Below are 24,016 nucleotides of genomic sequence, written 5' to 3'. Positions count from 1 at the left end.
TCGCTGGGGATCATACGCCAAACCAAAGTTCTACAGCTTCCTTTGCGCGTCCGAAAGGACGCGTGGGCGCTGTCCGTCCAGTCGCTGCTGCTGGCCAGTCGCTGCTACTGGCCAGTCGCTGCTACTGGATGGTGTCGATGGAGCTTTGCGACGAACCGAAATCGCCGAGCGTGCGGAACGACAGGTTGAAGCCGATGTTCTGCGACACCTCCTTGGTGACCGTGTCGCGCGATTCGGAGAACGTCATCAAATAGGTGAAGCAAGAATCATTATAGGCAAAGCCGACGCCGTCCTTGACCAGGACGCTCTGCTCCAGATCGTAGGTGCCGGTGCCGAAGACGCGCCAGTTCTCGGCAAGATGCGTCGACGCGCCGAGCGTGACTTCGTGGCGATCGGTTTCGAAACCGTAGAGCGGCTGCGCCTGGATGAAGGCATATTTGGCGCTGAGCGAAATCGGCAGGCCGGAATAGGCGGCCTTCACCTCCGCGCGGCGGATCTCGAAGGTCTGCTCGTCCAAACGGCCGCTGATCGAGCCGGAGAAGCCGCTGGGGCTATTGAATCCGACGAGGCCGACATAATCGGAGGTCGAGGTCTCGAGGCCGGAATAGGCGCCGACATTGACCAGGTCCGGCGCGGCGAAGGAGTTCTGCCCGCCAAGCTGGTAGGATTGGCCGAACAGCGCGTTGGTGCTCCAGCCATTGTCATAGGCACCGGAATAACGCAGGCCGACATTGGCGCGGCTGCCACCTTCCATGCGGTCGTAACCGGAGAACTTGTCGCGTTCGAACAATGTCGTGGCGTCGAAGACGAAACTCTGGGCGTCTTCGTTGGGGACCGCGAGGCCACCGACATATTGCTCGTTCGGGCGCACGAAGACCTGCGCCATCGGCTCGAGGATGTGGCTCGAACTGGGCATCGAGAACAGCACCGGCCAGCGCATTTCAAGTCCGGCGGTCGCCATGTATCGGGCGAGCGAGGAACGCATGTCGTCGCTGACGCCGAGATTCGTCGCCATCTGATTGATGGCGGTGAGCGAAGCCGAGGAGGCATTGACATAGCCGGCGTCGCCGCGCAGCGCCAGGAGCGGCGTCAGAAGCAGTCCGCCGTCGGTGGTGAAGGTGCGCTTCCATTCTGCCTCTGCGGTGAGGCGGCCGGATTGCCCCTCGATGCCGCGGACATTGTTTATGGAACTGGGGTCCGCCGAGTTGGCTAGAGCCACATCCAGCCTGTCGCGGCTGAGGGCCCGCGCATTGACATTGAACGACAATTGTCCGCCGGCCACGGCCATGTCGGGAATGTAGGCATAGTCGAGCGAGGGCAGCACCCAGGGTTGCTTGGCGGAGCGTGCGGTCGGATCGCTGGCGAGCGTGGTTTCCTGAACCTCGAAGCGCATGGCGCGCACGTCGAAATAGTTACGGCCGTCGAGGCCGGTCAGGTAGATCGAGGACTGGTGGACGTAGTCGTTGAAATCCTCGATGGCATAAGTACGCGAGAAGTTCTTGTCGGTCTGCAACAACACGTCCCAGCCGAAGTCCCAGCGCGGATTGATGGCGAATTGGCCCTTGGTGCCCATCATGCCGCGGAACTTGTTGGGGTCGCCGGCGGCGCCCGAATCGACATTGTGCCCGTGGCTGTCGATGAATTCGTCGGGATCCTGCTGGTGGATGCCGGCGATCTTCAGGCTGTACTGGCCATTGTTGAAGCGCTGGCGCCACTCGGCCTCGCCGAGGAAGCCCTGCTTGGTGTAGCCGGTACCGGTGACGGTGAGGTCGTAGGTCGGCGAGAGCGCGAAATAATAGGGGACTTTGACACCGACGCCGAGGTCGCTCTTATAGGCGATGCCGGGGATCAGGAAGCCGCTCTTGCGCTTGACGGTCGGGTCGGCGATCTCGAAAGCCGGTAGATAGGCTAGTGGAAAGCCGAAGAACTCGAAATTCGAATTCTCGAAGCGAACCGTCTTCTTCTCGCCGTTCCAGATGATCTTCCTGGCCTTGATGCGCCAGGTCGGCGCCTTGTCGGGCTTGTCCTCGCACGGCTCGCAGGCCGTGTAGACGCCATTGTGGAACGTCGTCAGCACGCCGCCCATGCGTTCGGCGCTTTCGGCGGCGAAATACGCCTTGTCGATGGTTTCGACACGCAGCGCATTGACGAAACCGTCGGCGAAATCGTCGGTTATGTCGACATGCTGCGAAAAGATTTTGGTGCCGTCGCTGTTGACGACCGCGACATTGCCGCTGGCGACCAGGCGCTTGGTGTTGCGGTTGTATTCGACCCGCTGGGCGACGAGGCGGTTGCCGCCATAGTCGATTTGGACGCCGCCGACGGCCGTCACAGTGTTGTTGTCGTTGTCATAGACCAGCGTATCCGCAGCCAGCAGCATTTGCGAGCCGGCGGGAACCTTGGCCGACATGTCACCGATATCCTGGGCGGAAGCCGGGATGAGGGTGACGCAGGCGAACAGGCATGCCAAGGCGCTCGCCCCATAGAGACGTGCCAAACCGGCCTGCCTATGGCTGCGCAAAACCGACTCCCTCACTAGCCGTCTTCCTTGTACAGCAGGAACGTCACCCCGAAGAACATAGCCACGACAACCGGAACCCATGCAGCCACGGCTGTGGGTACGAATCCCGCTACGCCGAATGCCTTGACCAGAACCGAAACGACATAAAGCAGAAACCCGGCCATGACGCCACCCAGAATCATCGTCGCCGATTGCCCCATCCTCGCAAATCGCATTGAAACTGTTGCCGCAATCAGCGTCATGGCGACAAGCAGGAATGGCAGTGCTACCAGCGAATCGAACTGCATGGCAAAGGCATTTGCCTTGAGGCCGAAGGAGCGGGCAACCTCGATCTTGCCGGGCAGATCGTAGAAAGGAATGGTTTCCGGGCGCGCCAACCGCTCTTGCACGAATTCGGGCTTGAGGTTGGTCGCAACCCGGTCGTTTGCCAGCGATTCAATGTTGCCGTCGCGAAACACCTTGACGTCCTGCAATTCCCAGTAGCCATCCCGCAAAAAGGCGTGCGCGGCGTCCTTGCGTTCAATGATGTCGCCCTGCGGACTGAGGATGAAGAAGACGGCGTCAGCCATCTCCAGGCCCTGGTTGAGGATCGAGCGCGCACCGATGATTGTGTCGCCCGCGCTGGTTTTCTGCCGGATCCACGGTGCGGCGTCGGCCGACACGGCGTTTGACTTGCCGGAACGGAGCTGGGTCTCGATCTGCTCGGACCAGGAAAAGGCGTGCGCGGCGATCGGATTGATGATGCCGACCGACAACACGCCGAACAGCAGCGCCCCAATGCAGCACGGCAGCAGGAACTGCCATGCGGAAACGCCAGCGGAACGCGCGATGACCAGCTCATATTTGCGATTGAGCGAAACCAGTGTCGCCATCGCCGAGAACAGGCCGACGAATGGCACCGTCTGCAGCATGATCATCGGCATCCTCAGGCCTGAAATGGCGAGCGCAGTCCCGTAGGTGAAGCCCGGCAGGCCGGTCGTGCGGCCAGAAAGCTCGGTGAAATCGATCAGGAACACCAGCGCCAGCAAGCCGATGAAGAACCATACGGTAATCGTCACGTAGCGGAAGAAGAAGTACCGACCCAGGGTCCAGCCCATCAGCCAACCTCCTGGCCGGAAGTGCCGCGCCTGGCAAAGCGGAGCTTGACAGAGTTCCAGCCGTCAGTGAAGCGGCTGGCGAGATTCGTCATCCAGTCGGCCCAGGCGACCGGTAGTTCCATGGTCCGGTTGGAGACGATGAACCATATTGCGACGGCGGATGCGACGATTGGAACGCCGTAGACCATATAGGCGTATTGCGGAACTTTGTCGGCCTTTCCCGCCGCAAAGAAACCCAGCCAGCGCACAAAAAGCGCAATCGCGATCGCCGTGATCAGGGGATGGACTCGCGCCTCGCGATGCGAGCGCGCGTCTCCCGCGACCGCAAGCGCGATCAGCGCGAAAACGAGCGAATAGGACCATTCGGAAAAGCGCTGATTGAGCTCGGCCCAATATCTGTTCGGCCTTTGCTGGTACATCTTGTCGTTCGGACTGGGATTGAGCAGGTACTGCGTGGTCCGGTCCTTTGGCAGAAGCAGTATGTCCGAGGAAGCCGACATGAAGGCGGACAGATCGAAGGCATAGGAAGTGAAGCGGATGACCGACAGATCGCCGGTCAGCGTTTCGCGATGGATGACGCCGTCATTCATCATCAGCACCTTCTCGTCGCCGCGCTCAACGATGCTGCCGGTCTTGGCGTAGTAGATGAGGTTGACGCCTTCCTCGCGTGAATCCGCCACGAAGATGCCGCCGAGCCGGTTGTCCGGAAGCCGTTCGCCAATCTGCAGGAACAGGCCATCGTCGATCTTGCGGAAAGTGCCTTCCTGGATGATCAGCGACAACAGGTCGGCGCGCGAGGACGCCACCAGCTCGCGGTTTTTCTGGCGGGCATAGGGGTCGACACCGTTGTCGACGGCGAACGAAAAGACGCTGGCTGCCAGCGCCAGAAGCAAGATCGGCCTGACGATCGTCCAGCGCGAGGCGCCGGCGGCGTTGATGACGACTAGCTCAGAATCGGTGTTCATGACGCTGAGCGTCTGGGCGACCGCCACCACCAGGGCGAACGGCACGACGATCGGAACGATCGATGGAATGATCAGCGCCGCGACCTCGAAAAAGGTCAGCGCCGACTGGCCGCTGTCGGTGACGAGATCGATGCGGGCGAGCACCTGCGTCGTCCACACGATCGCCAGCGTCCAGATGAGCGCTGCTAGGAAAACCGCCAGCGCGCGACGCATGATGTAGCGTTCAACGACCTTCATGCACGCTTTTCTCGATTTTGCCGAACGGCATCATGCCTCCAGACAAGGTAGTCGTCCGGCGACGCCCGCACAACTGGCTCCATTGGACGGTTTCATCAAGCGGTTCGATCCGGCTCTGTCCCACGCCCGTTCAGCGGGGCGGAGTGTCGGCGGCAATGGATAAGAAAGGGCCAACATCGATGGTTAACAAGAAGTTGCGGCAGGAAAGCGGGGCCGTGCCGCGACGAATCGCCCATCGATTCCATGTGCCATATGGGGTGTGATTCCGGCAAAGTCTTGCCAAATAAAGGAAAACGACCAAATGTCGCGCCGACCACGGTTGCGGCCGCCGTGGTTTGCGACAGGTGCAAGTATGGACGTTGGAGAATTGCGCGGTCAAACCGAAGAGGCATCGACCTCGCATGGTGCAATCGTGATTGGCGCCGGTGCTGCCGGCCTGGCAGCCGCCCATGCGCTGATCAAGGCCGGTGTGCCGACGATTATCCTGGAAAAGGAAAGCCGGCTTGCCGAACCCTGGCATCGGCGGCACGAGCAGTTGCACCTTAACACGCACCGCGACCTCTCGGCGCTGCCTGGCGCCGGCTATCCCGCAGGCACTCCTGCTTTCCCCGCCAGGACCGCCGTCATCCGGCACCTGAACGATTTCAGCCAGGCGCACAGCCTGCCGGTGGAATTCGGCGTGGCTGTCGAGGAGATCGCATTCAAGCGCGACCACTGGATTGTTCAGACCAATACAGGGCCGCGGCTGGCGCGCCATGTCGTCGTCGCCACCGGGCGTGACCGGCAACCATTCATTCCCGAGTGGAAGGGGGCAGGCGACTTTGCCGGCCGGATCATCCATTCGGCGGATTTTGGCAGAGCCAAAAATTACGCCGGGAAAAAGGTACTGGTGGTCGGCGCTGGCAATTCGGGCTTCGACGTGCTCAACCATCTGGCAAATATAGAGACCAGGAATATGTGGCTGTCGGCCCGCAACGGTCCCTCGATCCTGCCCAAGCGCATCGGTAAAATCGCCGTCCATAGACTTTCGCCGTTCATGGCGCGCCTGCCGTTGTGGCTCGCCGATGCGGTGATGGCCACAACGCAGCGCCTGGTTTTCGGTGACCTGACGAAATTCGGCATGCCGAAAGCGCCCTCGGGAGGCGCGAGCCGTCTGACCTCGGACTACACGGCCATCGCCGCCGACGAGGGTGCGGTCCGCGCCATCAAGGCCGGCAAGATCGCTGTCGTGCCGGCTGTGCGGGAATTTATCCGCGACGGCGTGATCCTGGGCGATGGCAAGATGATCGCCCCCGATATTGTCATCGCGGCGACCGGCTACCGCACCGGGCTCGAACAAATGGTCGGCGGGCTCGGCGTCCTCGATGGCAAGGGCGTTCCGCTTTTCAATGGCGGCGAGGCTGACCCGAAATTGCCTGGCCTGTGGTTCACCGGCATGCGCCCAAGCATTCGCGGTTGTTTCGCCAATGCCAGCATCCAGGCCAAGGCGATCGCGCAGCAGATCGTCGGCCAGGGACGATGATTTGCGACGTGCGGGATCGCCGGTTCGCGTGCGAGGCGTTGCCGACAATGGATGCCCTTTGATAGAACGCGCCTCGAACTGAAAGGTCTGGGTCATGACGCCAGTCAGCATTCGCTATATTGTCGATGATGTCGCCGCCTCGGTCGACTTCTACACGGGACATCTGGGTTTCGTCATCGAACAGGATGCGCGGCCGGCCTTTGCCTCGGTCACGCGCGGTCAGCTGCGCCTTCTCCTCAGCGGCCCCGCCAGTTCCGGAGCGCGGGCGATGCCGGATGGCCGCCGGCCGGTCCCGGGCGGGTGGAACCGCTTGCTGTTGCTGGTGCCGGATCTGCAGGAAGAGGTAGCGCGGCTGAAGAGCGCGGGACTGGTCTTTCGCAACGATATCATAACCGGCGTCGGCGGCTCTCAGACCCTGCTCGAAGATCCATCCGGAAATGTGATCGAACTGTTTCAACCAGCCGCTCACTGATTGTAAGACAGAACTATCCTGTCGAGATGAGCTGCGACGCGACAAAAACCGGCAAATAGCCCCAGCAAGATCACGATCTGAAAAATAAGTGGTGCTTCTGGCCGGAAACGGCCAAATATCGGTTTTCGTCAGGACATTTCCCAAAAACCCAACGCATTTTCGCCGAAAGCAGGACATGATGACTTCGAGACCTTCGATCGCCTTCGCCAAATTCGCAGCGCCCAAAAAGGGCAGCGTCTTCGTGCTGGTGGCCGACGATAGCAGCCTCGGCGAGGCGGCAAAGGCGTGCGATCCGGCAAAGACCTTGGAGCGCGCGTTTCCGGTGGCCGATTTTTCCGGCAAATTCGCCAGCCTGGTTGAAGTGCTGGCGCCGGAGGGGACATCGCTCGATCGGCTGGTGGCGGTCGGCGTTGGCAAGGTGTCGGGGCTCGACGATTATGGTTGGCTGAAGCTTGGCGGCACGATTGCCGCGTCCCTGCGCAAGGCGACGGAGGCGGCCGTCGTGCTCGATCTGCCGGGCGCAGCCGCCGGCGGCAGACAGGCGGCGCACCTTGCCGCTGGTATTCTTCTGCGCAGCTATGCCTTCGACAAATACAAGACGAAAAAGGACAATGGCGACGGCCAGCATGACGGCAAGAAGGTCGAGCCCAAAAAGCCGGTCAAGGTGACCATCCACACCACCGATCCGGCGGCGGCGAAAAAGGCCTTTGCCGATGAGCTAGCGGTGATCGACGGCGTGCTCCTGGCTCGCGATCTGGTCAACGAACCGGCCAATATGCTTGGCCCGGTGGAATTCGCCGCCCGCGCCAGCGAACTGGAAGCGCTCGGCGTCAAAGTCGAGATTCTGGCCGAGAAGGAGATGAAGAAGCTCGGCATGGGCTCGCTGCTCGGTGTTGCGCAAGGCTCGCCGCGCGGCGCCCGCATGGCCGTCATGCAGTGGAACGGCGGCAAGGCCAAGGACAGCCCGGTCGCCTTTATCGGCAAGGGCGTCACCTTCGACACCGGCGGCAATTCGATGAAGCCGGCCTCCGGCATGGAGGACATGAAGGGCGACATGGGCGGTGCTGCCGCCGTGACCGGGCTGATGCATGCGCTGGCTTCGCGCAAGGCCAAGGCCAATGTCGTCGGCGTCATCGGACTGGTCGAAAATGCCGTCGACGGCCATGCCCAGCGTCCCGGCGACATCGTCACCTCGATGTCCGGCCAGACCATCGAGGTGCTGAACACCGACGCCGAGGGCCGGCTCGTTCTGGCCGATGCGCTTTGGTACTGCAACGACCGTTTCCAGCCGAAATTCATGGTCAATCTGGCGACGCTGACCGGCGCCATCATGGTCGCGCTCGGCCAGCACTATGCCGGCCTGTTCTCCAACAATGACGAACTGGCCGACAGGCTGACCAGCGCCGGGCAGGCGACGCAGGAAAGGCTGTGGCGCATGCCGCTCGGCACCGAATACGACAAGCTGATCGATTCGAAAAATGCCGACATGAAGAATATCGGCGGCCGCTACGGCGGCGCCATCATCGCGGCGCAGTTCCTGCAGCGCTTCGTCAAGGACACGCCCTGGGCACATCTCGACATCGCCGGCACCGCGATGGGCGCGCCTTCCAGCGAAATCAACCAGTCATGGGGCTCCGGCTTTGGCGTCAGGCTGCTCGACCGGCTGGTGCACGACAATTACGAGGGGTAAGAGACTGTTTGGAAAGTCGCTCCAGCGAGTCATATGGTGGTGGTTACGAGAACCGGCCTACGCAGCGGACATTTGGGTCCATGAGCACCGGAAGCGCAGAAAACGCCATCAGATGGCCGCCGGAGTAGAGGTTCCAAACAGTCTCCAAGGCCTTTCAGGGCGCGATCATGTCTGACGTTCTGTTCTATCACCTGACCGAATCGACGCTGGAGGATGCGCTTCCCGGCCTGCTCGAGCGCAGCGTCGATCGCGGTTGGCGCGCCGTGGTGCAGACCGGCACCGAGGAGCGGCGTGATGTACTGGACCAGCATTTGTGGACGTTCCGCGACGATTCGTTCCTGGCGCATGCAACCGACCGCGAAGCCTATCCCGCCGAGCAGCCGATCCTTCTGACCACGGGTCAGGAAAATCCGAATGAGGCGCAGATCCGCTTCCTCGTCGATGGCGCGGCGCCGCCCGAACTTGCCGGCTATGAACGCGCCGTGTTCCTGTTCGACGGCCACGATGCAGCCCAGGTCGAAGCGGCACGCACGCACTGGAAGACGATGAAGGACGCCGGCCACACGGTGACCTACTGGCAGCAGACATCAGACCGGCGCTGGGAACGCAAGGCGTGACGCGCGGCTGCTCACAACCATATCCCATGGAATGAACGATGCGCTTTCTGTTTCTTCTGTTCCTGCTCGCCGGCATTGGCATTGGCATCGTCTATCCCTGGACGATAAGCAATTTCTCCGGCCATGAGATCGGCACCTGGCGGGTCTATGAGCAGGGCCGGTTCAAGCCGGTGACGGTGCCGCTTGCCGAAAGCGATGCCCCGGTCAGGGTGCTGGTCGATCTAACCGCGAGGGCCGAGCGCATCGTCGTTTCGCAACAGCGCACCGTGCTGACATTGACCGCCGCCGGCGGCGGCCGGACCGTGCTTGCCTCGACGCTTGCGTTCAACCATTCCGAAAATCCGCGCCAGCCCAGCCCGCAATCGGCGGACAAGATCTTTCGCGATGAGGCGGGCGTGATCCAGACGCTCAGTCCCGGTCCTTACACCTTCACGGTCGGTCCCGGCGACGCCGAGGACATCCCCATGCGCGCCGTGGACCTCGTGCTGCGCGCCGGCGCCGGCGAGGTCGATCGACGGGCGCAGCCGGTCGGCTTCTCGCTGATGGCGGTCGGGCTGATCGGGCTGGTGCTGGCGTTTCGCTTCGGCGGCGGCCGCCGGCCGCAAAATCCGAACTCGCAGCCGCCACCGCCGCGCTGGGGCCGCAACGGTTCGTCGAGCTAGAGCATGATCCCGAAAAGTGGAATCCGGTTTTCGGAGAAGATCATGCTCAAACAAAGAGATAGAACCCCTCCCGATTCCATCGGGATGGAACAGGCTCTAGGTAGATGAACTACCGTCACGCCTATCATGCCGGAAACTTCGCTGATGTCGTCAAACATGTCGTGCTGAGCCGGCTCGTCGAATATCTGAAACAGAAGGACAAGGCATTCCGCGTCATCGACACTCATGCCGGTATCGGCCGCTACGATCTGTCATCGACGGAAGCGCAGAAGACCGGCGAATGGCAAGGCGGCATCGGCCGGCTGATTGATGCCTCGCTCGACGCGAAGGCGGCGGCGCTGCTGGCTCCTTATCTCGATGTGGTCCGTTTGCTCAATCCGCAGGGCGGTCCTGATGGCGGGTTGAAAAAATATCCGGGCTCGCCGCTGATCGCCAGGCAGCTCATGCGCAAGCAGGACCGGCTGTCGGCGGTCGAGCTGCACCAAGACGATGCGGCGAAGCTGAAAGCGCTGTTTGCCGGCGACTTCCAGACAAGGGTGATCGAGCTTGACGGCTGGCTGGCGCTCGGCGCGCATCTGCCGCCCAAGGAAAAGCGCGGTCTCGTGCTTATCGATCCGCCCTTCGAGGAGCAGGGCGAGTTCGGCCGGCTCGTCGACGGGCTGCAAAAGGCGCACAAGCGTTGGCCCGGCGGCATCTATGCGCTGTGGTATCCGGTGAAGGACCGCAAGGCGGTAATCGCCTTCAGGAAGGCGCTCAAGCAATCCGGCATCCCGAAGCTGCTCGACATAGACTTCGAGATCAAACCCGCATCGGCCGAACCCAGCCTCGATGGCAGCGGCATGGTGGTGGTCAACCCGCCATTCACGCTGGAAGGCGAATTGCGCATTGTGCTGCCGGTCCTGCACCGGCTGCTGGCCGTCGAAAAGCCGGCGGACTGGAGGCTGGAGTGGCTGGCGGGGGAGGCGTAGAGACGACAGAGGCGCGCGACTGCCTCGGTTAAAGATAGTTTCAAACTGGGAAACCATCACCGCCGCAACCGCTTGACCGCCGCCGAGCGAATCCGCACAGTGCGCGCAGTTGACCATAAGAGGCTGCCATGACTCGCTTCGCCAGATCCGCCCTTGCCGCACTGATTGCCCTTTGCACACCGCTCGGCACGTCGCTTGGCGTCACACAGGCCGTGCACGCGGCCGACCTTGGCGTCTATTCCGACGACGACGGCAGCGTCTGCGGCGAGGACTGGGTGCTGAAAAAGATCACCAACCGCTTCAGCTATCAGGTGCATCACGTGCCGCATCTGCCCGATGTCGAAATCGTCGATTTCCAGCGCATTCACCAGCACCGCTACCTGCCGGCCGATGAAACCTGGCCGATCGGCCGCCGCTATTGCGGTGCCATTGTCAGCCTGTCCGACGGCCGCGCCCGCACCATCTGGTACCTGATCGAGGAAGGGCAGGGCTTCGCCTCGATCGGCGACAATGTCGAATTCTGCGTCTCGGGCTTCGACCGCTGGCTGGTCTATAACGGCCGCTGCCGCGTCCTGCGCTGAGCGCGACGTTCCCCTCCTAATTTAATTCCTCTCTATAGCCTGCGGCGCCATCGCCGCAGGCTTCTTTCGGCGTGTTGACAGTCGGCGCGATCCGTCGCATAGATATGAGACAGACCTGTCTCATCACTAGGCGAGAGAGACCATGGCACCGTCATCTGCTTCCGGCAAACGTCAGCATGTCGTTGACACCGCCTATGCACTGTTCAAACGCGACGGCTTCCACGCCACCGGCATCGACCGGATCATCGCCGAAGCCGACATCGCCAAGATGACGATGTATCGCCATTTTCCGAGCAAGGACGAGCTGATCGTCGAGGTGCTGGAGCATCGCGCCCAACGTTTCGAGCGCCAGCTCGACCGCCTCGCGCAAGAGGTCGCCACGCCCGAGCAGAAGATCGGAAAAATCTTCGACTGGCACGAGCGCTGGTTTCGCAGCCCCGATTTCCACGGCTGTCTGTTCGCACATGCGCTGGCCGAGTTCGGCGATCCAGGCCATCCGGTGTTCAAGGCTGTCGCCAGGCAGAAGAACGGCCTCAAGCGGCGCATGCAGTCGATCCTAGAGGAAATGATGCCGCCCGGTGCAGCCGAGAGCGCTGCGGCGGCGCTGCTGATGCTGATCGAGGGCGCGACGCTGATGGCGCAGATGGGGCAGCCCGCCATCGATGGTGCCCGCAAGGCGGCCGCCGCCATCATCGCCAGCGCGCGCACACCGCAATGAGCACGACTGTCATTGCGCTTGCGCTGTTCGCGGCCATTCTGCATGCCAGCTGGAACGCCTTCCTGCGGACCGGCGCCGACAGGTTGTGGACGGTCACCGTCATGAGCTTTTCCAGCACGCTGGTCGCCATCCCCTTCGTACTTTTCCATGCGCTTCCGGCAGCAGCCGCCTGGCCCTATGTCGTGCTCTCGGCCGGCCTGCAGGTCGGCTACAGCGTCTTCCTGGTGGCCGCCTACAGATATGGCGAACTGGGGCAGGTCTATCCGATCGTTCGCGGCAGCGTGCCGCTGTTGGTCACGCTCGGCGGGTATTTTCTGGCCGGCCAGCAACTCACCATGCCGGAGATCCTCGGCGTTGCGCTCGTGGCCGGCGGCATCATGGCGCTTTCACTAGGCAGGGGAAGGGCGTCGACGACATCGATCCTCTACGCGCTGGCGACCGGCGCGATCATCGCCGCCTATGCGACGGTCGATGCGATCGGCGTTCGCGCGGCGGCCGACAGCGGCGCCTATACGGCCTGGGTTCTGGTGCTCTACGGCGCCTTGCTGCCGGCGACCTTCGTCGCCTTGCGCGGTAAGCTTGCCGTCGATTTTGGCGCGCCGGAAACCTGGAAGGCGCTTGGCGGCGGACTGTTCGCGCTGCTCGCCTATGGCGTCGTCGTCGCCGCCTTCGCGCTCGGGCCGGCCGGCCCGATCACCGCGATCCGTGAAACCAGCGTCGTCTTCGCCGCTTTCATCGGCAGGCTGTTCCTCGGCGAGGCACTGACGCCGAGGCGCGTCGGTGCTTGCGCCGTCGTCGCGCTCGGCGCCATCTGCCTCGGCTATCAGGTGTAACGGCGAAAAAGATTCGATTGCACCATACTGTTCACGCAGTCCGGCCCGCGCCGGACAAGTAGGCCGAGACCAATTCGACGAGCTGCCTCTGCAGGTCGGCAGCATCCAGCATGCCCCGGCGTGCCGCATTGTGGATCACACCCTCGACCGCCGATGACAGTACCCGTGCCACGGTCTCGTTGTCTTTCCTGCGTCGGCGATACTGCGCCACGGCAGCAGTGTAGCAATCGAGATAGCGGGACTGGAACGCGGCATGGGCGGCCCGCGAGCCGCGATCGCCCGGCGCCTCGTCGAGCAGCACCTGGTGCAGCGTCGGGTGGATGCTATGCGCCGCGATCATGCCGCGGACCAGCTCACGCGCAAATTGCCTGAGCGGTTTCTCGTCTGCTGCCGCTTCGCTGATGACCGACAGCACGTGATCGAAATGGCGGCGCCGGATCGCCTCGACCAAGGCCAGCTTGTCGGGGAAATATTGATAGAGCGAGCCGATGCTGACGCCGGCCGCCTCTGCCACCTTGTTGGTGGTGAAGCCGGTCCAGCCAAGCTCGCTCAGAATATGAGCACCGGCTTCGATGATTGCTTCGACGGTCGCGATCGAGCGCGCCTGGCGCGGCTGCTTGCGCATGCGCGGACGCGATTTTGCGATGCGAGTAGACACGTTTGCTTGTCCCCGTGAAAATACAAACATGAAAATATAAACAACATACTCACATTTTCCGGATCAGAAGGAAAACGAATCATGAGCGCCTTGATCTTGCTTCGCAGCCTCTTTGCCTATCAGGCCTGGGCCAACGACGAATTGCTGGAGAAAATCGCGAGCCTGGATCAGCATGTGCACAATGAAGAACGGCACGCCGCGATACGGCTGATCAGTCATTGCCATGTGGTGTCGCGGATATTTTCGGCGCATCTCATCGGCGAGAGCCACAGCTATGACACTGACAACACGGCGGACACACCGGCGCTCGCCGAATTGCGCGTGGCAGTCGCCGAGTCGGATCGCTGGTACCTGGACTATCTCGAAATCGTCTCGCCGGAACAGCTATCGGAACTTGTGCCTTTCGTGTTTACCGACGGAGACAAGGGGTCGATGTCGCGCCAGGAAATGTTGATGCATGTTGCTCTCCACGGTGGCTATCATCGTGGCGAGATCGGCCGTATCCTGGCGCAGCTTTCCATTACGCCGCCATGGGACACTTTCGCAGTCCACCTCCATCGGGCCGAGCCTTCACGCCGGCGGCAGGCCGAGCCGACTAGAGCGACGTTCATGCAAATGGATATACCACGCACACTATAACACTTTGAATACGCTTATTTATTTCCGAATCTAAAAGATCACAAAATAAAAATAGATTCCGATTTCCGACCGATGCATCGGTGCTCGACTGACTGACGATTGCCAATGTTTGCATTGTCAACTCCACTGTCGAAAGCAAAAATCCCGATCTCGAAAAATGTGAGCTAAAAGCTCACTTTCATCGCGCAAGGTGATGCGGCGGCACTCGTCGTGTTGTTTCTATCCACGCCTGTAGTTTGCCGCGTTGGTCAAGACGAAGTGAGCTGCGTTGCAGCTCTTCATGGTCGTCGCGACCAGCAGCCGATGTCTGCGGTGGAGGCCGTTCGAAAAAGTTCCTGCGCTTCTCGATGAGACCGACCAAGATAGAGCGCGGAGAATTTCCGTCGCAGAATTTCACTGCCGGGTCGAAGATGCCAGATGGATTTTTGCGACAATCTGCATGGTGGTGCGCATGACGTAACCAAAATTTAAGCTGCGAAAATCATTGTAATGCTTCGCTGGCTAGACACGCGCGAGTCAGATATGCATGACAAGCCGGGTCACTAATGGCCGGCACAACGCAAGGGGCATCGCATGGCTAAGACGTCATCCAAAGCGCCGGCATCCAAGGCACCGGCAAAGAAAGCACCAGCAAAGGCAGCGGCGGCGAAAGCGGCAACTGCGGTTAAGAAAGCAGCACCTGCTGCCAAGCCTAAGGCAAAAGCTGCACCGGCCAAGAAGCCGGCCGCAAAAGCCGCGGCAAAACCGGCAGTGAAGAAGGCAGCACCGGCAAAGAAGCCGGCACCGGCTAAGAAGCCGGCTGCAAAGGCAGCGGCAAAGCCCGCCGCCAAGAAGGCAGCGCCGGCAAAGGCCAAGGCTCCGCTAAAGGCAGCCGCGGCGAAGTCTTCAGCGCCGGTGAAGAAAGCAGCACCTGCCGCCAAGAAGGCAGCGCCTGCCAAGGCCAAGGCCGCGAAGAAGTAGTCGCGTCACTTAGCGCGCCGGGGACAATGCCGGAACATATGAGGGCGGATGCCGTCAAGGCGCCGCGCTCTGCGCTTCGGTATTGTGGCGCTCGAAAAGAGGGCGGAGGTATCTTTCGCAGCTCCCAGGACTTCGCCACGCGGCGAAGTCCGGTGGGGCTTTTTTTGCGTCTCAACGTGGATCACGCTCACGATTGATGTCGCCTCTGGCGGCTTGTTTTCCCGTTGGTGGCCGTTGCTTCGTCATCGGCGAGCGGTAAAAACGCACTGTCCGCAAAACAGGAAACCGATCATGCCAAAGCTGCTCTATGCGTCCACTTCCCCCTATAGCTCCAAGGTGCGCATGGCGGCACTTTATGCCGGCATCGCCATCGATCTCGTGCCCGTCAAGACCGAGGACAAGCCGGCCGAGTTGATCGGCGCCAATCCGCTTGGCAAGATTCCGGTGCTGGTACTGGACGATGGCCGCTCGATCCACGACAGCCGCGCCATCACCCAGCATCTCAACCGGGTGTCGAAGAACGCGCTGTTGCCGCGCAATCCCGACAAGCGCCTTGAAGCTGAAGTGCTGGAGGCGCTGGCCGACGGCATCTGCGACTGCGCCCTGTCGATGGTCTATGAGCGGCGTTACCGACCTGAAGACGTGGTCTACCAGCCCTGGCTCGACCGCCAGTGGGCAAAGATCGCCGCAGCACTCGATCTGCTCAACGCCAATCCGCCGAAGCTGCCGAAGAAGATCAACACCGGCCAGATAGCGCTGCGCGTCTGCCTCGGTTATCTCGCGCTGCGCTTTGCCGGAAAATGGGAGAAGGGCCGCAGCCGGCTGATCCGCTGGGCGGCACGTTTTGATGAGAAATTTCCCGAGCTGAAGCCGGCGATTCCGGGCTGAGCAACGAGTTAGTCTTCGACGTTGGTGATTGGCGAAAGCCGGAGTGACGTCCAATCTCTCCCCTTGCGGGGGAGATGCCCGGCAGGGCAGAGGGGGGTGCTGTCCCGCCAACCTGTCCGTTGGGTAGCATCTCCGCGCATAGCTCAAAACAAGAGTGCTGGGGACGGAGGCCGAGTTCCTTCGCACCCCCCTCTGTCCTGCCGGCCATCTCCCTCGCAAGGGGGAGATTGGCAGTTCGCACCTCGCCTCCAACTTGAGATCGAACAATGTCGCAAAGCGACGCGGCTGAGCTGATCGCGCGACCTATATTGCACTGCATCGGGGCACGCAGGAGGAAGCAATGGCATTTCTGGCGGGGCATTGCATGTGTGGGGCGGTCGCCTGGACATATTCCGGGCAACTCACGCGCAATCTGGTCTGTCACTGCGCCGATTGCCAGCGCGCCACGTCCTCTCCCTTCACGGCCTTCCTGGGGATGAAGCCGGAGCATCTGAGCTGGACTGGCGACATCGTGCATTACGAGAGCAGCCCCAACACATTTCGCGGTTTTTGCCCGTCCTGCGGCTCAAGGCTCTATTTCCGCTTCGACAAATGGCCCACCGAGATTCATGTTCACGCCGCCACGATGACTGATCCGGGCGACTACCGGCCGGATGCGCAGGTCGTCATGCGCTCGCGAGCGAAATGGCTCGAGCGGCTGACATCGATTCCGACCCATGACGGTTTCCAGCAAAATCCGTCGGTCCACCCATCTGCCGAGACACTCTGAGGTCCGGGCGAGGCGCCGAGACGGCAGCGAAGCTCGCGCGGGCAAGTACGCATCACTTGGCGGCGAGTTTGTTGCCGTCTCGCACAAAGTTCTCGAAACCAGCAAGCTCCTGGGCTAGAAAGGTTTTTTGAGAGTGGCGGTGTGAAAATCCAGCAATGAACATAACCGACGACGACAGCCCGAACGGCGCACGCAACGCAGCGTTCACGCCGCCTGGCGATGGTGCTAGCACGGAAAAGGCGGGGCGCCCCCGCAAGGCTCTGCTGTCCTCCTCGATGGTCGGCTCGACCAATCGCGGCCGCGTGCTGCAGGCGCTGTTCGATCTCGGCCCCACCAGCCGCGCCGATCTGGCGCGGCTTGCCGGCGTCAATCGCACCACCATTTCCGGCATCGTGCAGCCGTTGATCGACGACCAGGTGCTGGTCGAGAGCGACCCGATCCCCGCCAATCCCGGCGGCGGCAAGCCGGCGCGGCCGCTGTGGTTCTCGCCCAATGCCCGTCCAATCTGCGGCGTGCTTTTGATGCCGGACGCCGTTCATGCCTGCGTGGCGACGCTCGACGGCAAGATCGAAGCGGAGCGCAAGATGGCGTTGCCGGACGGCAGGGGACCGGTTGGGCCGATCATCGAAACCATTGCCGAATGCGTCGGCGATACGCTCGCCAAGGCGCGACGCACACCTTTCGGCATCGGCGTCGGCGTCGGCGGCATGGTCGACACCGATCGCGGATCGATCGTCACCGTCAACCTGGCGCCGGCTCTCGACCGCTATCCGCTCGCCGACGATCTCGGCCGCCGCTTCGGCCTGCCGGTCAAGCTCGACCACCATCCCCGTGCCTTGCTGGTCGGCGACCGCTGGTTCGGCGCCGGGCGCGGCGTCAGGCAGTTCGCCGTCGTCTATACCGGCGAAGTGCTGGGCGGCGCGCTCTATTTCGACGGCCATCTCTACCGTGGCACTGCCGGGGCAGGGGGCGAACTCGGCCACACTTTCGTGCAGCTCGACGGCGAGCTTTGCCGCTGCGGCAGGCGCGGCTGCTGGGACACTATCGCCACATTGAGCTGGCTGCGGCGCGAGGCCAGCCGCGCGGCCTTGCCAGAGCCGGATCGGATTGACTCAGCCCGCCTCGTCGATATGGCGCAGCACCGATTGCCGGGGGCTGCCGAGCTGCTCGACCGCTACGCCCGCAACGTCGCCGTCGGCATCGCCAATCTGCAGCAGACGGTGGCGCCCAACATCTTCATCCTGCATGGCGATGTGGTGCTCGGCGGCGACCGCCTGCTGGAGGCGATTGCCGGCCACGTCCGCGCCATGGTCCCGGCGCGGCCAGGCGGTGCGATCGAATTCATTGCAGGGGATGCCGGTGATGGGGCGGCGCTGCTGGGCGCGGCGGGGCTGGTCATTTCGGAATTGCTGCAGCTGCCGATTTAGAGTGTCGGTCTGGTGATTGGCGAAAACGGCCGAGTGCGTAATCTCCCCCCTTGAGGGGGAGATGGCCGGCAGGCCAGAGGGGGTCGTCTCGCATAGATCGCCGACACCCTCTGTCGTCGTGGAAGGCGCCGGCGTTTTACGCGCAGCGACCCCCTCTGTCGCCTTCGGCAACATCTCCCCCTCGAGGGGGGAGATCGGCTCCTACCGCCCCTTCAGCCCCGGATAGCTCTGAAACCACGGCTGCATGCGCTCGAAGCGCGCGGCCATATTGAGCACGTTCGCATCGGCGTGTCGTCGCCCAATGATTTGCAGCCCAACAGGCAGGCCCTGTGCCGTCAGCCCGGCCGGCACCGAGATCGCCGGATGGCCGGTGTAGTTGATCGGGTAGGTCATGCACCAGCCGATCAGCGGATCGACCGCCTCGCCATTGATCGAGGTCGGGCCGATCGTGTTGCCGTCTGTGGCGTTTTTGACCGGTGGAATGGCCAGCGTCGGCGAGACGATCAGGTCATGGGTCTCGAGCAGATCCTGAAGGCCGTCATAGACGCCGGTGCGCAGCAGGTCGTCGAGTGCGTGCTCAACCGCCGACACCTTGTAGGCGCCCTCCAGCATGGCGAGGAACTGCGGCGTCAGTGCCGCCGCATGCTCGCCCATCAGATCGATGCCTTCCTGTTTCCAGTATACGGCGATCGCCGCATAGTGGATCGAGATCGTGCGCACCCAGAGCGCCGCCAGCTCCTTGTGATCCGCCTTGAAATCGGGTTCGACCTCGTCGACCTCGATGCCGTTCTGCCGCATGACGTCGACCGCGTTGGCAACAACCGCGGCGACATCGGGGTGGACCGGGAAATTGCCGAGGCGCGGGCTGTAGGCGACCCGCGGCTTTCGTGCCGGCCCGCTGACCGCGCCGACATAATCGACGCCATCGTCAGGCAGGCTGAACGGATCGCGGCTGTGCGGTCCGGCCATGATCTTGGTCATCAGCGCCGCGTCCGCGACGGTGCGGGCGAGCGGTCCGATATGGACCAGCGGGTGCCCCCACAAGAAGCCGTCGGGACGCGTTACGGAGGGGATGCGGCCGAAGGAAGGCTTGAAGCCGACGGTGCCGCTGAACGAGGCCGGGATGCGCACCGAGCCGCCGCCATCCGTGCCTTGCGCCAGCGCCGCCATGCCGTCGGCCACCGCCGCAGCACTCCCGCCGGACGAGCCACCGGAATTGTAGCCGATGGCGAAGGGCGTGCTGGTCGGCCCGAAGCGCAAATTGTCGGTGATGCCCTTGTGGCCGAACTCTGGCGTGTTGGTCTTGCCGAGCACGATGGCGCCGGCATCGAGCAGCCGCTCGACCGCTGTGGCACTGTCTTTCGGCACCCGGTTGTGCACCGCCCGCGATCCCATCGAGGTCGGCACGCCGGCGACGTCGTCGAGATCCTTGATGCCGACCGGCACGCCGTGCAGCGGCCCGAGCGGAATGCCTGAAATCACCGCCTTTTCGGCGACGCGCGCGGCATCCATCGCTTCGTCGCCAAGCACCAGCGTGTAGGCGTTGACGACCGGATTGCGCGCCTCGATACGGCGCAGATACGCCTCCGTCACCTCGACCGGCGACAGGTCGCGCCGCCGGATGCGCTTGGCCAGTTCGGTGGCCGGCAGGAAACAGAGCTGGTCGTCTGCAGAAGTCATGGAAGTCATTCCGTCTTGTTGAGTTCTATTTGATGAACACTGGATTTGCCGAGCCACCCGTGCCTTTGCTGACCTTGGCCGGGCTCGCGCAGTAGAAACCTTCGTAGCGGCGGTCAGCGGCGCAATCGGCGGCCAGCGCATCCAGCGACGCCATTTCGGTGAAGACGATGCCGAGATTGCGCATCAGCGCCGCGTGCAGCACCAGCGTCAGCCCGGTCTCCGGCTCATAGGTGGTCTCATTGGCCAGCGTATCTGTGACCAGGCTGGGGATCTGCATCTCGTCGAACCAGCGCACCAGATCGAGGCTGAAGGTCAGGCCCGGCTCCCAGTAGTCGTCGCCAACTTTCTGGTGTCCCGCCGCCAGCGCGCCGACCCAGCCGGTGCGGACAAGAAGGATGCTACGCGGCAGAATGTCGACGCCTTGCGCCCGCGCGCATTCCATCAGGTCGTGATGCGTAAAGGTTTCGGCGCGCTCCAGCGCAGCTTTGCCGCGGAAGCGGGCGATGTCCAGCAGCACGCCGCGGCCGACGATGCCGCGCTCGGCGATCGGCATGATGCCGGCCCTGGTCATGCCGCCATTGGTGCTGCTGGCTGGGAATCCGTTCCACAGCGTGTCGTCGAACCACATGTGGCCCAGCGCGTCGCAATGGGTGCCGGTCTGCGCGAAGCCGGTGACATAGTCGTCGGCGAATTCGAGGCCGCCGGCCAGCGGCTGCCAATGGCCATTCTCGAAGCCGGCCTTGTCGGCAACCATGAAATGTTTGGCCGGCCAGCGGCCGGGAAACACCGCATCGCCTTCATGGGTGGCGATCGGCACGCCGAGCGTGAAGGTGCGGCCGTGCCGCACTGTAGAGAGTCCGCGCTTGACCTCGTCCGATGTCAGATAGTTGAGGGCGCCGATCTCGTCGTCGGCGCCCCAGTGCCCCCAACGGTTGGGCGCATCGGCCAGTAGCCGGCTGAGCGTCATTGCGCTGTTTCCACTCATGCGCCGGCCTCCAGCGTGGCGGCGAGGGACGGCATCGCTTCCTTGGCGCCGGTGATGTAGGCGACAACCTCTTCCATATTGGTGGCGGCGCTCGGGAGATCGGCGGCCTTGCGGCCCCGGCGCATCACCACGACGCGGTTGCAGACCTGCCAGAGGTGATCGAGATTATGGGTGACCATGACGATGGTCAGCCCTTTGGCGCCCAGCCGCCTGATGAGGTCGAGCACCTCGCGCGATTCGCGCACGCCAAGGGCCGCCGTCGGCTCGTCGAGCAACAGCAGCTTATGCCCCCAGAAGGCGCCGCGCGCGATCGCCACCAACTGGCGCTGGCCGCCCGACATGCGCTCGACCGTCTTGCTGCGCACACCGGGAATGTCGATGTTGAGTTCCTCGAGACCGCGCATCGCGGTGTCGCCCATCGACTTCAGGCGAATCCAGCGCAGCAGGGCAGGGCCGCGACCAAGCGCGAGCTCGCGCCCGAGGAAGAAATTCTCCGCCGCGGTGAAGGTGCCGATCAGCGACAGATCCTGGTAGACCGTCTCGATGCCGAGCCGTTGCGCCTCGGCCGGCGGCGACAGTCTGCGCGGCTGGCCTTCGAGAACCACCTCGCCGGACGTCGGATCATGCGCGCCGGCCAGGATCTTGATCAGCGTCGACTTGCCGGCGCCATTGTCGCCGACCAGGCCGACGATGTCGCCCTTGGCAACGTCAAGCGAAACATTGTCGAGCGCCTGGATGCCGCCGAAGCTGCGGCAGATGTGGCGCAGGCTGAGCAGTTTTGTCATGGCCTAACCCCGCGCGTAGCGGCGGCCGATGCCGCCGAGCGCCACCGCGACGACGAGCAGGCAACCGGTGAACAGGAACTGGGTGAAGATCGGCGCGCCGATCATGGCCAGACCATTGTTGCCAACAGCCACCGTCAGCACGCCGATTAGGGTGCCGAGTATGTGGAACTGACCCTCGCGCAACGCCGCCGAGCCTAGGAAAGCGGCCGAGAACGAGGTCAGCATGAAGCCGTCGCCGGCAGTCACCTGGCCGGAGCCGAGATTGGAGGCCATCAGCACGCCGCCGACGGCAGCACATGTGCTGGCGATGGCGAAGGCGACAATGCGGCTGCGGTCGACGGCGACACCGGCGCGGCGCGCCGATTCCGGGCTGACGCCGATCGCCTTGATGTGCTGGCCTTGAACCGTGCGGTTGAGGATCACCCATAGCAGCGCCAGCACCGCGGCCATGATGATGACCAGATGCGGCACTCCGGCGATCCGGCCGATGGCGATGCCGGTGAATTCCCGGCTCTGTGTGAGCTGCAGCGGAATCCCGCCCGAATAGGCGTAGTTCAGCCCGACGACGATGGTGCCGGTGCCGAGCGTGGCAATGAAAGCGTTCACGCCGATCTTGGAAACGACGATGCCGTTGACGATGCCGATCAGCGTGCCGAGGCCGACGACAAGGATGATGGCGACCGGGATCGACAGGCCGCCATAGCTCAGCAGCCCGACAACGAGCAGCCCGCAGAAGCTCGCGACATAGCCGATGCTGAGGTCGAAATCGCCTGCCACCAGCGGCACGGTGAGGCCGGCCGCGACAATGGTGCCGATCGCCATGTCGTTGATGATGTTGCGGAAATTGCCGATCGTGGCGAAAGTTCCCGGTTGCAGCACCGAGAAGATCAGCAGCATCGATCCCAGCACGATAATGGTGCCGTAGGTGCCGAGCAGGCGCATCAACATGGCACGCCGTTCGCGGGCGCCGGGGGATGGATACCCGGCCTGCGTTGACGGCAAGGCGCGGTCTGCCTCTGCCGGAGCGGAGGTTTCGGGCAGGGAACGGTCAGCAGGCATGGCGGCTCTCATGATTGGACTTCGATCTGGCCGGGCAGGCCCCGACCAGATCCGCAATCTGTAGAGCTTACTGCGGATTGTCCTTCATGAACTGGTCGACATTCTCCTTGGTGACGAGCGTGTAGCCCGGCACGAAGGATTTTGGCTGCCACTTGTCGCCGGCGGACAATATATCGGGAATCTGATCGACCAGCATCTTGCCGGCCGAGGTCAGGTCGACGCCGAGCGTGGCGGTCATAGTGCCGTCCTTGACCGCTTGCACGGCGGGTGCGGTGGCGTTGAACGAATAGACCTTCACGTCGCTGCGGCCGTTCTGCTTCAGCGCCGCGATAGCGCCCATGGCGTTGTCGTCATAGCAGTTGAATATCGCGAACGGCCCCTTGGCGTTGGCATTGGCGGCAAGCCAGGCGCTGGTCGCTGCCTGAGAGGATTCGGCAGCACCGGGGATGCTGATCTCGTGCGAGGTCGCCTGGAGCCCCGGATTGGCCTTGACCGCAGCGTCGAAGGCGTCGGCGCGCTCGCGGCACGGGATGCCGGGATGATAGGTGAGATCGAGCACTGTCCCGGTGTAGCCGATGTCCTTCAGCATCAATTCGAGCAGCGGCGGCGCCGCACCCGTGCTTGCCGAAAGTGCGATACCGTCGGCCATGCCGCCGCCGGCCGAAAGCACCGGGATCTTTGCATCCGCCGCGGCCTGCAGCCCGGCGGCGAGACCGGTCGAATCGAACACCGTGACGATAATGGCGCTCACCTTCTTGGTCGCCAGCTGCTTGATGCTGGTGATCGCCTGCGAGGGATCGCCATTGGCATTGAGCGTTTCCACCGTCCAGCCTTTGGACTGGGCTTGCTTGGTCATGGTGTCGACCATCTGGTTGGTGTCGACATCGGAGGTCGAGAAGGTGACGATGCCGATCGTCAGCTTGTCGTCAGCTGCAAATGCGGCCGGCGCGAAGGATGCCGCGACAAGCGCCGCGGTCGAGAATTTCTGAAAGCGGTTCACTGTGCATATCCCCTGTTGATCGAGTGTTCCGGCTCACAGCCTGACCGCATCTCAGTTTCCGACTGAAGGGGTCGTCACAGGTTGAACTGTTTGTTCGTGCGAGCCACGTACTAACTATAGACACAGGCCATATCGGGGCGCAACGGCTAATTTCAGCACGCTTGGGGAGGCTGAAACGTCGGGCCGTCCGGCGAGGCTGGAAGCGGTGATCCGAGGGGCATTTTGGTCGACAGTCGTTCCCAGCCAGTCTTATCGTGACCTTCTCAAAGGTGAGCCGACGGAG

Annotated in this window: 23 protein-coding genes; 13 read left to right on the top strand and 10 right to left on the bottom strand. The window is 62.8% G+C overall.

The window, feature by feature from the left end; translation table 11 throughout:
* Positions 1–121: 121 nt before the first annotated feature.
* The 3 genes from OHD62_RS20910 to lptF are packed head-to-tail and all read right to left on the bottom strand — an operon-like array spanning position 122 to position 4,820.
* Positions 122–2,536 carry an LPS-assembly protein LptD gene (locus OHD62_RS20910; protein WP_263785983.1) on the bottom strand — a complete coding sequence of 805 codons (2,415 nt, stop codon included), beginning with the start codon at positions 2,534–2,536 and terminating at the stop codon, positions 122–124.
* Positions 2,536–3,621 carry an LPS export ABC transporter permease LptG gene (lptG, locus tag OHD62_RS20905; RefSeq protein WP_263786834.1) on the bottom strand — a complete coding sequence of 362 codons (1,086 nt, stop codon included), beginning with the start codon at positions 3,619–3,621 and terminating at the stop codon, positions 2,536–2,538. Before lptG ends, OHD62_RS20910 begins: the two co-directional genes overlap by 1 nt.
* On the bottom strand, positions 3,618–4,820 hold the full coding sequence (lptF, locus tag OHD62_RS20900; protein ID WP_263785981.1) for an LPS export ABC transporter permease LptF: 1,203 nt from the start codon (positions 4,818–4,820) through the stop codon (positions 3,618–3,620). Before lptF ends, lptG begins: the two co-directional genes overlap by 4 nt.
* 352 nt (positions 4,821–5,172) lie before the next feature.
* Between lptF and OHD62_RS20895 the strand changes: the two genes are divergently transcribed.
* From OHD62_RS20895 to OHD62_RS20855, 9 genes are all read left to right on the top strand, one after another.
* Positions 5,173–6,342 (top strand): flavin-containing monooxygenase, encoded by a 1,170-nt coding sequence (locus OHD62_RS20895; RefSeq protein ID WP_263785979.1) that lies wholly within the window; start codon positions 5,173–5,175, stop codon positions 6,340–6,342.
* A 94-nt stretch (positions 6,343–6,436) separates the two neighbouring features.
* Positions 6,437–6,814, top strand: a complete 378-nt coding sequence (locus OHD62_RS20890) for a VOC family protein (protein ID WP_263785977.1) — start codon at positions 6,437–6,439, stop codon at positions 6,812–6,814.
* Between the two features lie 178 nt (positions 6,815–6,992).
* Positions 6,993–8,504, top strand: coding sequence for a leucyl aminopeptidase (locus OHD62_RS20885; RefSeq protein ID WP_263785975.1), 1,512 nt, complete (start codon positions 6,993–6,995; stop codon positions 8,502–8,504).
* A 167-nt stretch (positions 8,505–8,671) separates the two neighbouring features.
* Positions 8,672–9,121: a DNA polymerase III subunit chi gene (locus OHD62_RS20880; RefSeq protein ID WP_263785973.1), complete on the top strand. Its 450-nt coding sequence runs from the start codon at positions 8,672–8,674 to the stop codon at positions 9,119–9,121.
* A 38-nt stretch (positions 9,122–9,159) separates the two neighbouring features.
* Positions 9,160–9,783 (top strand): hypothetical protein, encoded by a 624-nt coding sequence (locus tag OHD62_RS20875; protein ID WP_263785971.1) that lies wholly within the window; start codon positions 9,160–9,162, stop codon positions 9,781–9,783.
* Positions 9,784–9,887: 104 nt separating this feature from the next.
* Entirely contained in the window at positions 9,888–10,751 is an 864-nt protein-coding gene (locus OHD62_RS20870; protein WP_263785970.1) for a 23S rRNA (adenine(2030)-N(6))-methyltransferase RlmJ, read from the top strand.
* Between the two features lie 128 nt (positions 10,752–10,879).
* Positions 10,880–11,332 carry a hypothetical protein gene (locus OHD62_RS20865; protein ID WP_263785968.1) on the top strand — a complete coding sequence of 151 codons (453 nt, stop codon included), beginning with the start codon at positions 10,880–10,882 and terminating at the stop codon, positions 11,330–11,332.
* Positions 11,333–11,474: 142 nt separating this feature from the next.
* A complete protein-coding gene (locus OHD62_RS20860) occupies positions 11,475–12,050 on the top strand; it encodes a TetR/AcrR family transcriptional regulator (protein WP_263785966.1) in 576 nt (191 codons plus the stop codon).
* Complete coding sequence (locus OHD62_RS20855) at positions 12,047–12,883, top strand: DMT family transporter (RefSeq protein WP_263785964.1); 837 nt, start codon at positions 12,047–12,049, stop codon at positions 12,881–12,883. Before OHD62_RS20860 ends, OHD62_RS20855 begins: the two co-directional genes overlap by 4 nt.
* Positions 12,884–12,914: 31 nt before the next feature.
* Here the strand turns inward: OHD62_RS20855 and OHD62_RS20850 are convergent, their stop codons facing one another.
* Positions 12,915–13,508 (bottom strand): TetR/AcrR family transcriptional regulator, encoded by a 594-nt coding sequence (locus OHD62_RS20850; protein ID WP_263786832.1) that lies wholly within the window; start codon positions 13,506–13,508, stop codon positions 12,915–12,917.
* A 114-nt stretch (positions 13,509–13,622) separates the two neighbouring features.
* Between OHD62_RS20850 and OHD62_RS20845 the strand changes: the two genes are divergently transcribed.
* Entirely contained in the window at positions 13,623–14,180 is a 558-nt protein-coding gene (locus OHD62_RS20845) for a DinB family protein (protein ID WP_263785962.1), read from the top strand.
* A 542-nt stretch (positions 14,181–14,722) separates the two neighbouring features.
* On the opposite strand, the gene OHD62_RS20840 is transcribed toward OHD62_RS20845, so the two are convergent.
* Positions 14,723–15,100, bottom strand: a complete 378-nt coding sequence (locus OHD62_RS20840) for a hypothetical protein (RefSeq protein WP_263785960.1) — start codon at positions 15,098–15,100, stop codon at positions 14,723–14,725.
* Positions 15,101–15,431: 331 nt separating this feature from the next.
* On the opposite strand from OHD62_RS20840, the gene OHD62_RS20835 reads away from it, so the two are divergent.
* From OHD62_RS20835 to OHD62_RS20825, 3 genes are all read left to right on the top strand, one after another.
* Positions 15,432–16,028, top strand: coding sequence for a glutathione S-transferase family protein (locus tag OHD62_RS20835; RefSeq protein ID WP_263785958.1), 597 nt, complete (start codon positions 15,432–15,434; stop codon positions 16,026–16,028).
* 340 nt (positions 16,029–16,368) lie between these two features.
* Positions 16,369–16,797, top strand: coding sequence for a GFA family protein (locus OHD62_RS20830; protein ID WP_263785956.1), 429 nt, complete (start codon positions 16,369–16,371; stop codon positions 16,795–16,797).
* 155 nt (positions 16,798–16,952) lie between these two features.
* A complete protein-coding gene (locus OHD62_RS20825; protein WP_263785954.1) occupies positions 16,953–18,224 on the top strand; it encodes an ROK family protein in 1,272 nt (423 codons plus the stop codon).
* Between the two features lie 201 nt (positions 18,225–18,425).
* Here the strand turns inward: OHD62_RS20825 and OHD62_RS20820 are convergent, their stop codons facing one another.
* The 5 genes from OHD62_RS20820 to OHD62_RS20800 form a co-directional block, all read right to left on the bottom strand.
* Positions 18,426–19,904: an amidase gene (locus OHD62_RS20820; protein ID WP_263785952.1), complete on the bottom strand. Its 1,479-nt coding sequence runs from the start codon at positions 19,902–19,904 to the stop codon at positions 18,426–18,428.
* Positions 19,905–19,929: 25 nt separating this feature from the next.
* Positions 19,930–20,889, bottom strand: coding sequence for a cyclase family protein (locus tag OHD62_RS20815; protein WP_263785950.1), 960 nt, complete (start codon positions 20,887–20,889; stop codon positions 19,930–19,932).
* Positions 20,886–21,674 carry an ATP-binding cassette domain-containing protein gene (locus tag OHD62_RS20810; protein ID WP_263785948.1) on the bottom strand — a complete coding sequence of 263 codons (789 nt, stop codon included), beginning with the start codon at positions 21,672–21,674 and terminating at the stop codon, positions 20,886–20,888. Before OHD62_RS20810 ends, OHD62_RS20815 begins: the two co-directional genes overlap by 4 nt.
* Before the next feature lie 3 nt (positions 21,675–21,677).
* On the bottom strand, positions 21,678–22,733 hold the full coding sequence (locus OHD62_RS20805; RefSeq protein WP_263785946.1) for an ABC transporter permease: 1,056 nt from the start codon (positions 22,731–22,733) through the stop codon (positions 21,678–21,680).
* 67 nt (positions 22,734–22,800) lie between these two features.
* Complete coding sequence (locus OHD62_RS20800; RefSeq protein ID WP_263785944.1) at positions 22,801–23,733, bottom strand: sugar ABC transporter substrate-binding protein; 933 nt, start codon at positions 23,731–23,733, stop codon at positions 22,801–22,803.
* Positions 23,734–24,016 lie beyond the last annotated feature (283 nt).

The sequence above is a fragment of the Mesorhizobium sp. YC-39 genome (genome assembly GCF_025753795.1).
In the GTDB taxonomy this organism is placed as follows: domain Bacteria; phylum Pseudomonadota; class Alphaproteobacteria; order Rhizobiales; family Rhizobiaceae; genus Mesorhizobium.
The sequence above is the reverse complement of the archived record's forward strand: the minus strand, read 5'-3'. Positions and strand labels throughout refer to the sequence as shown.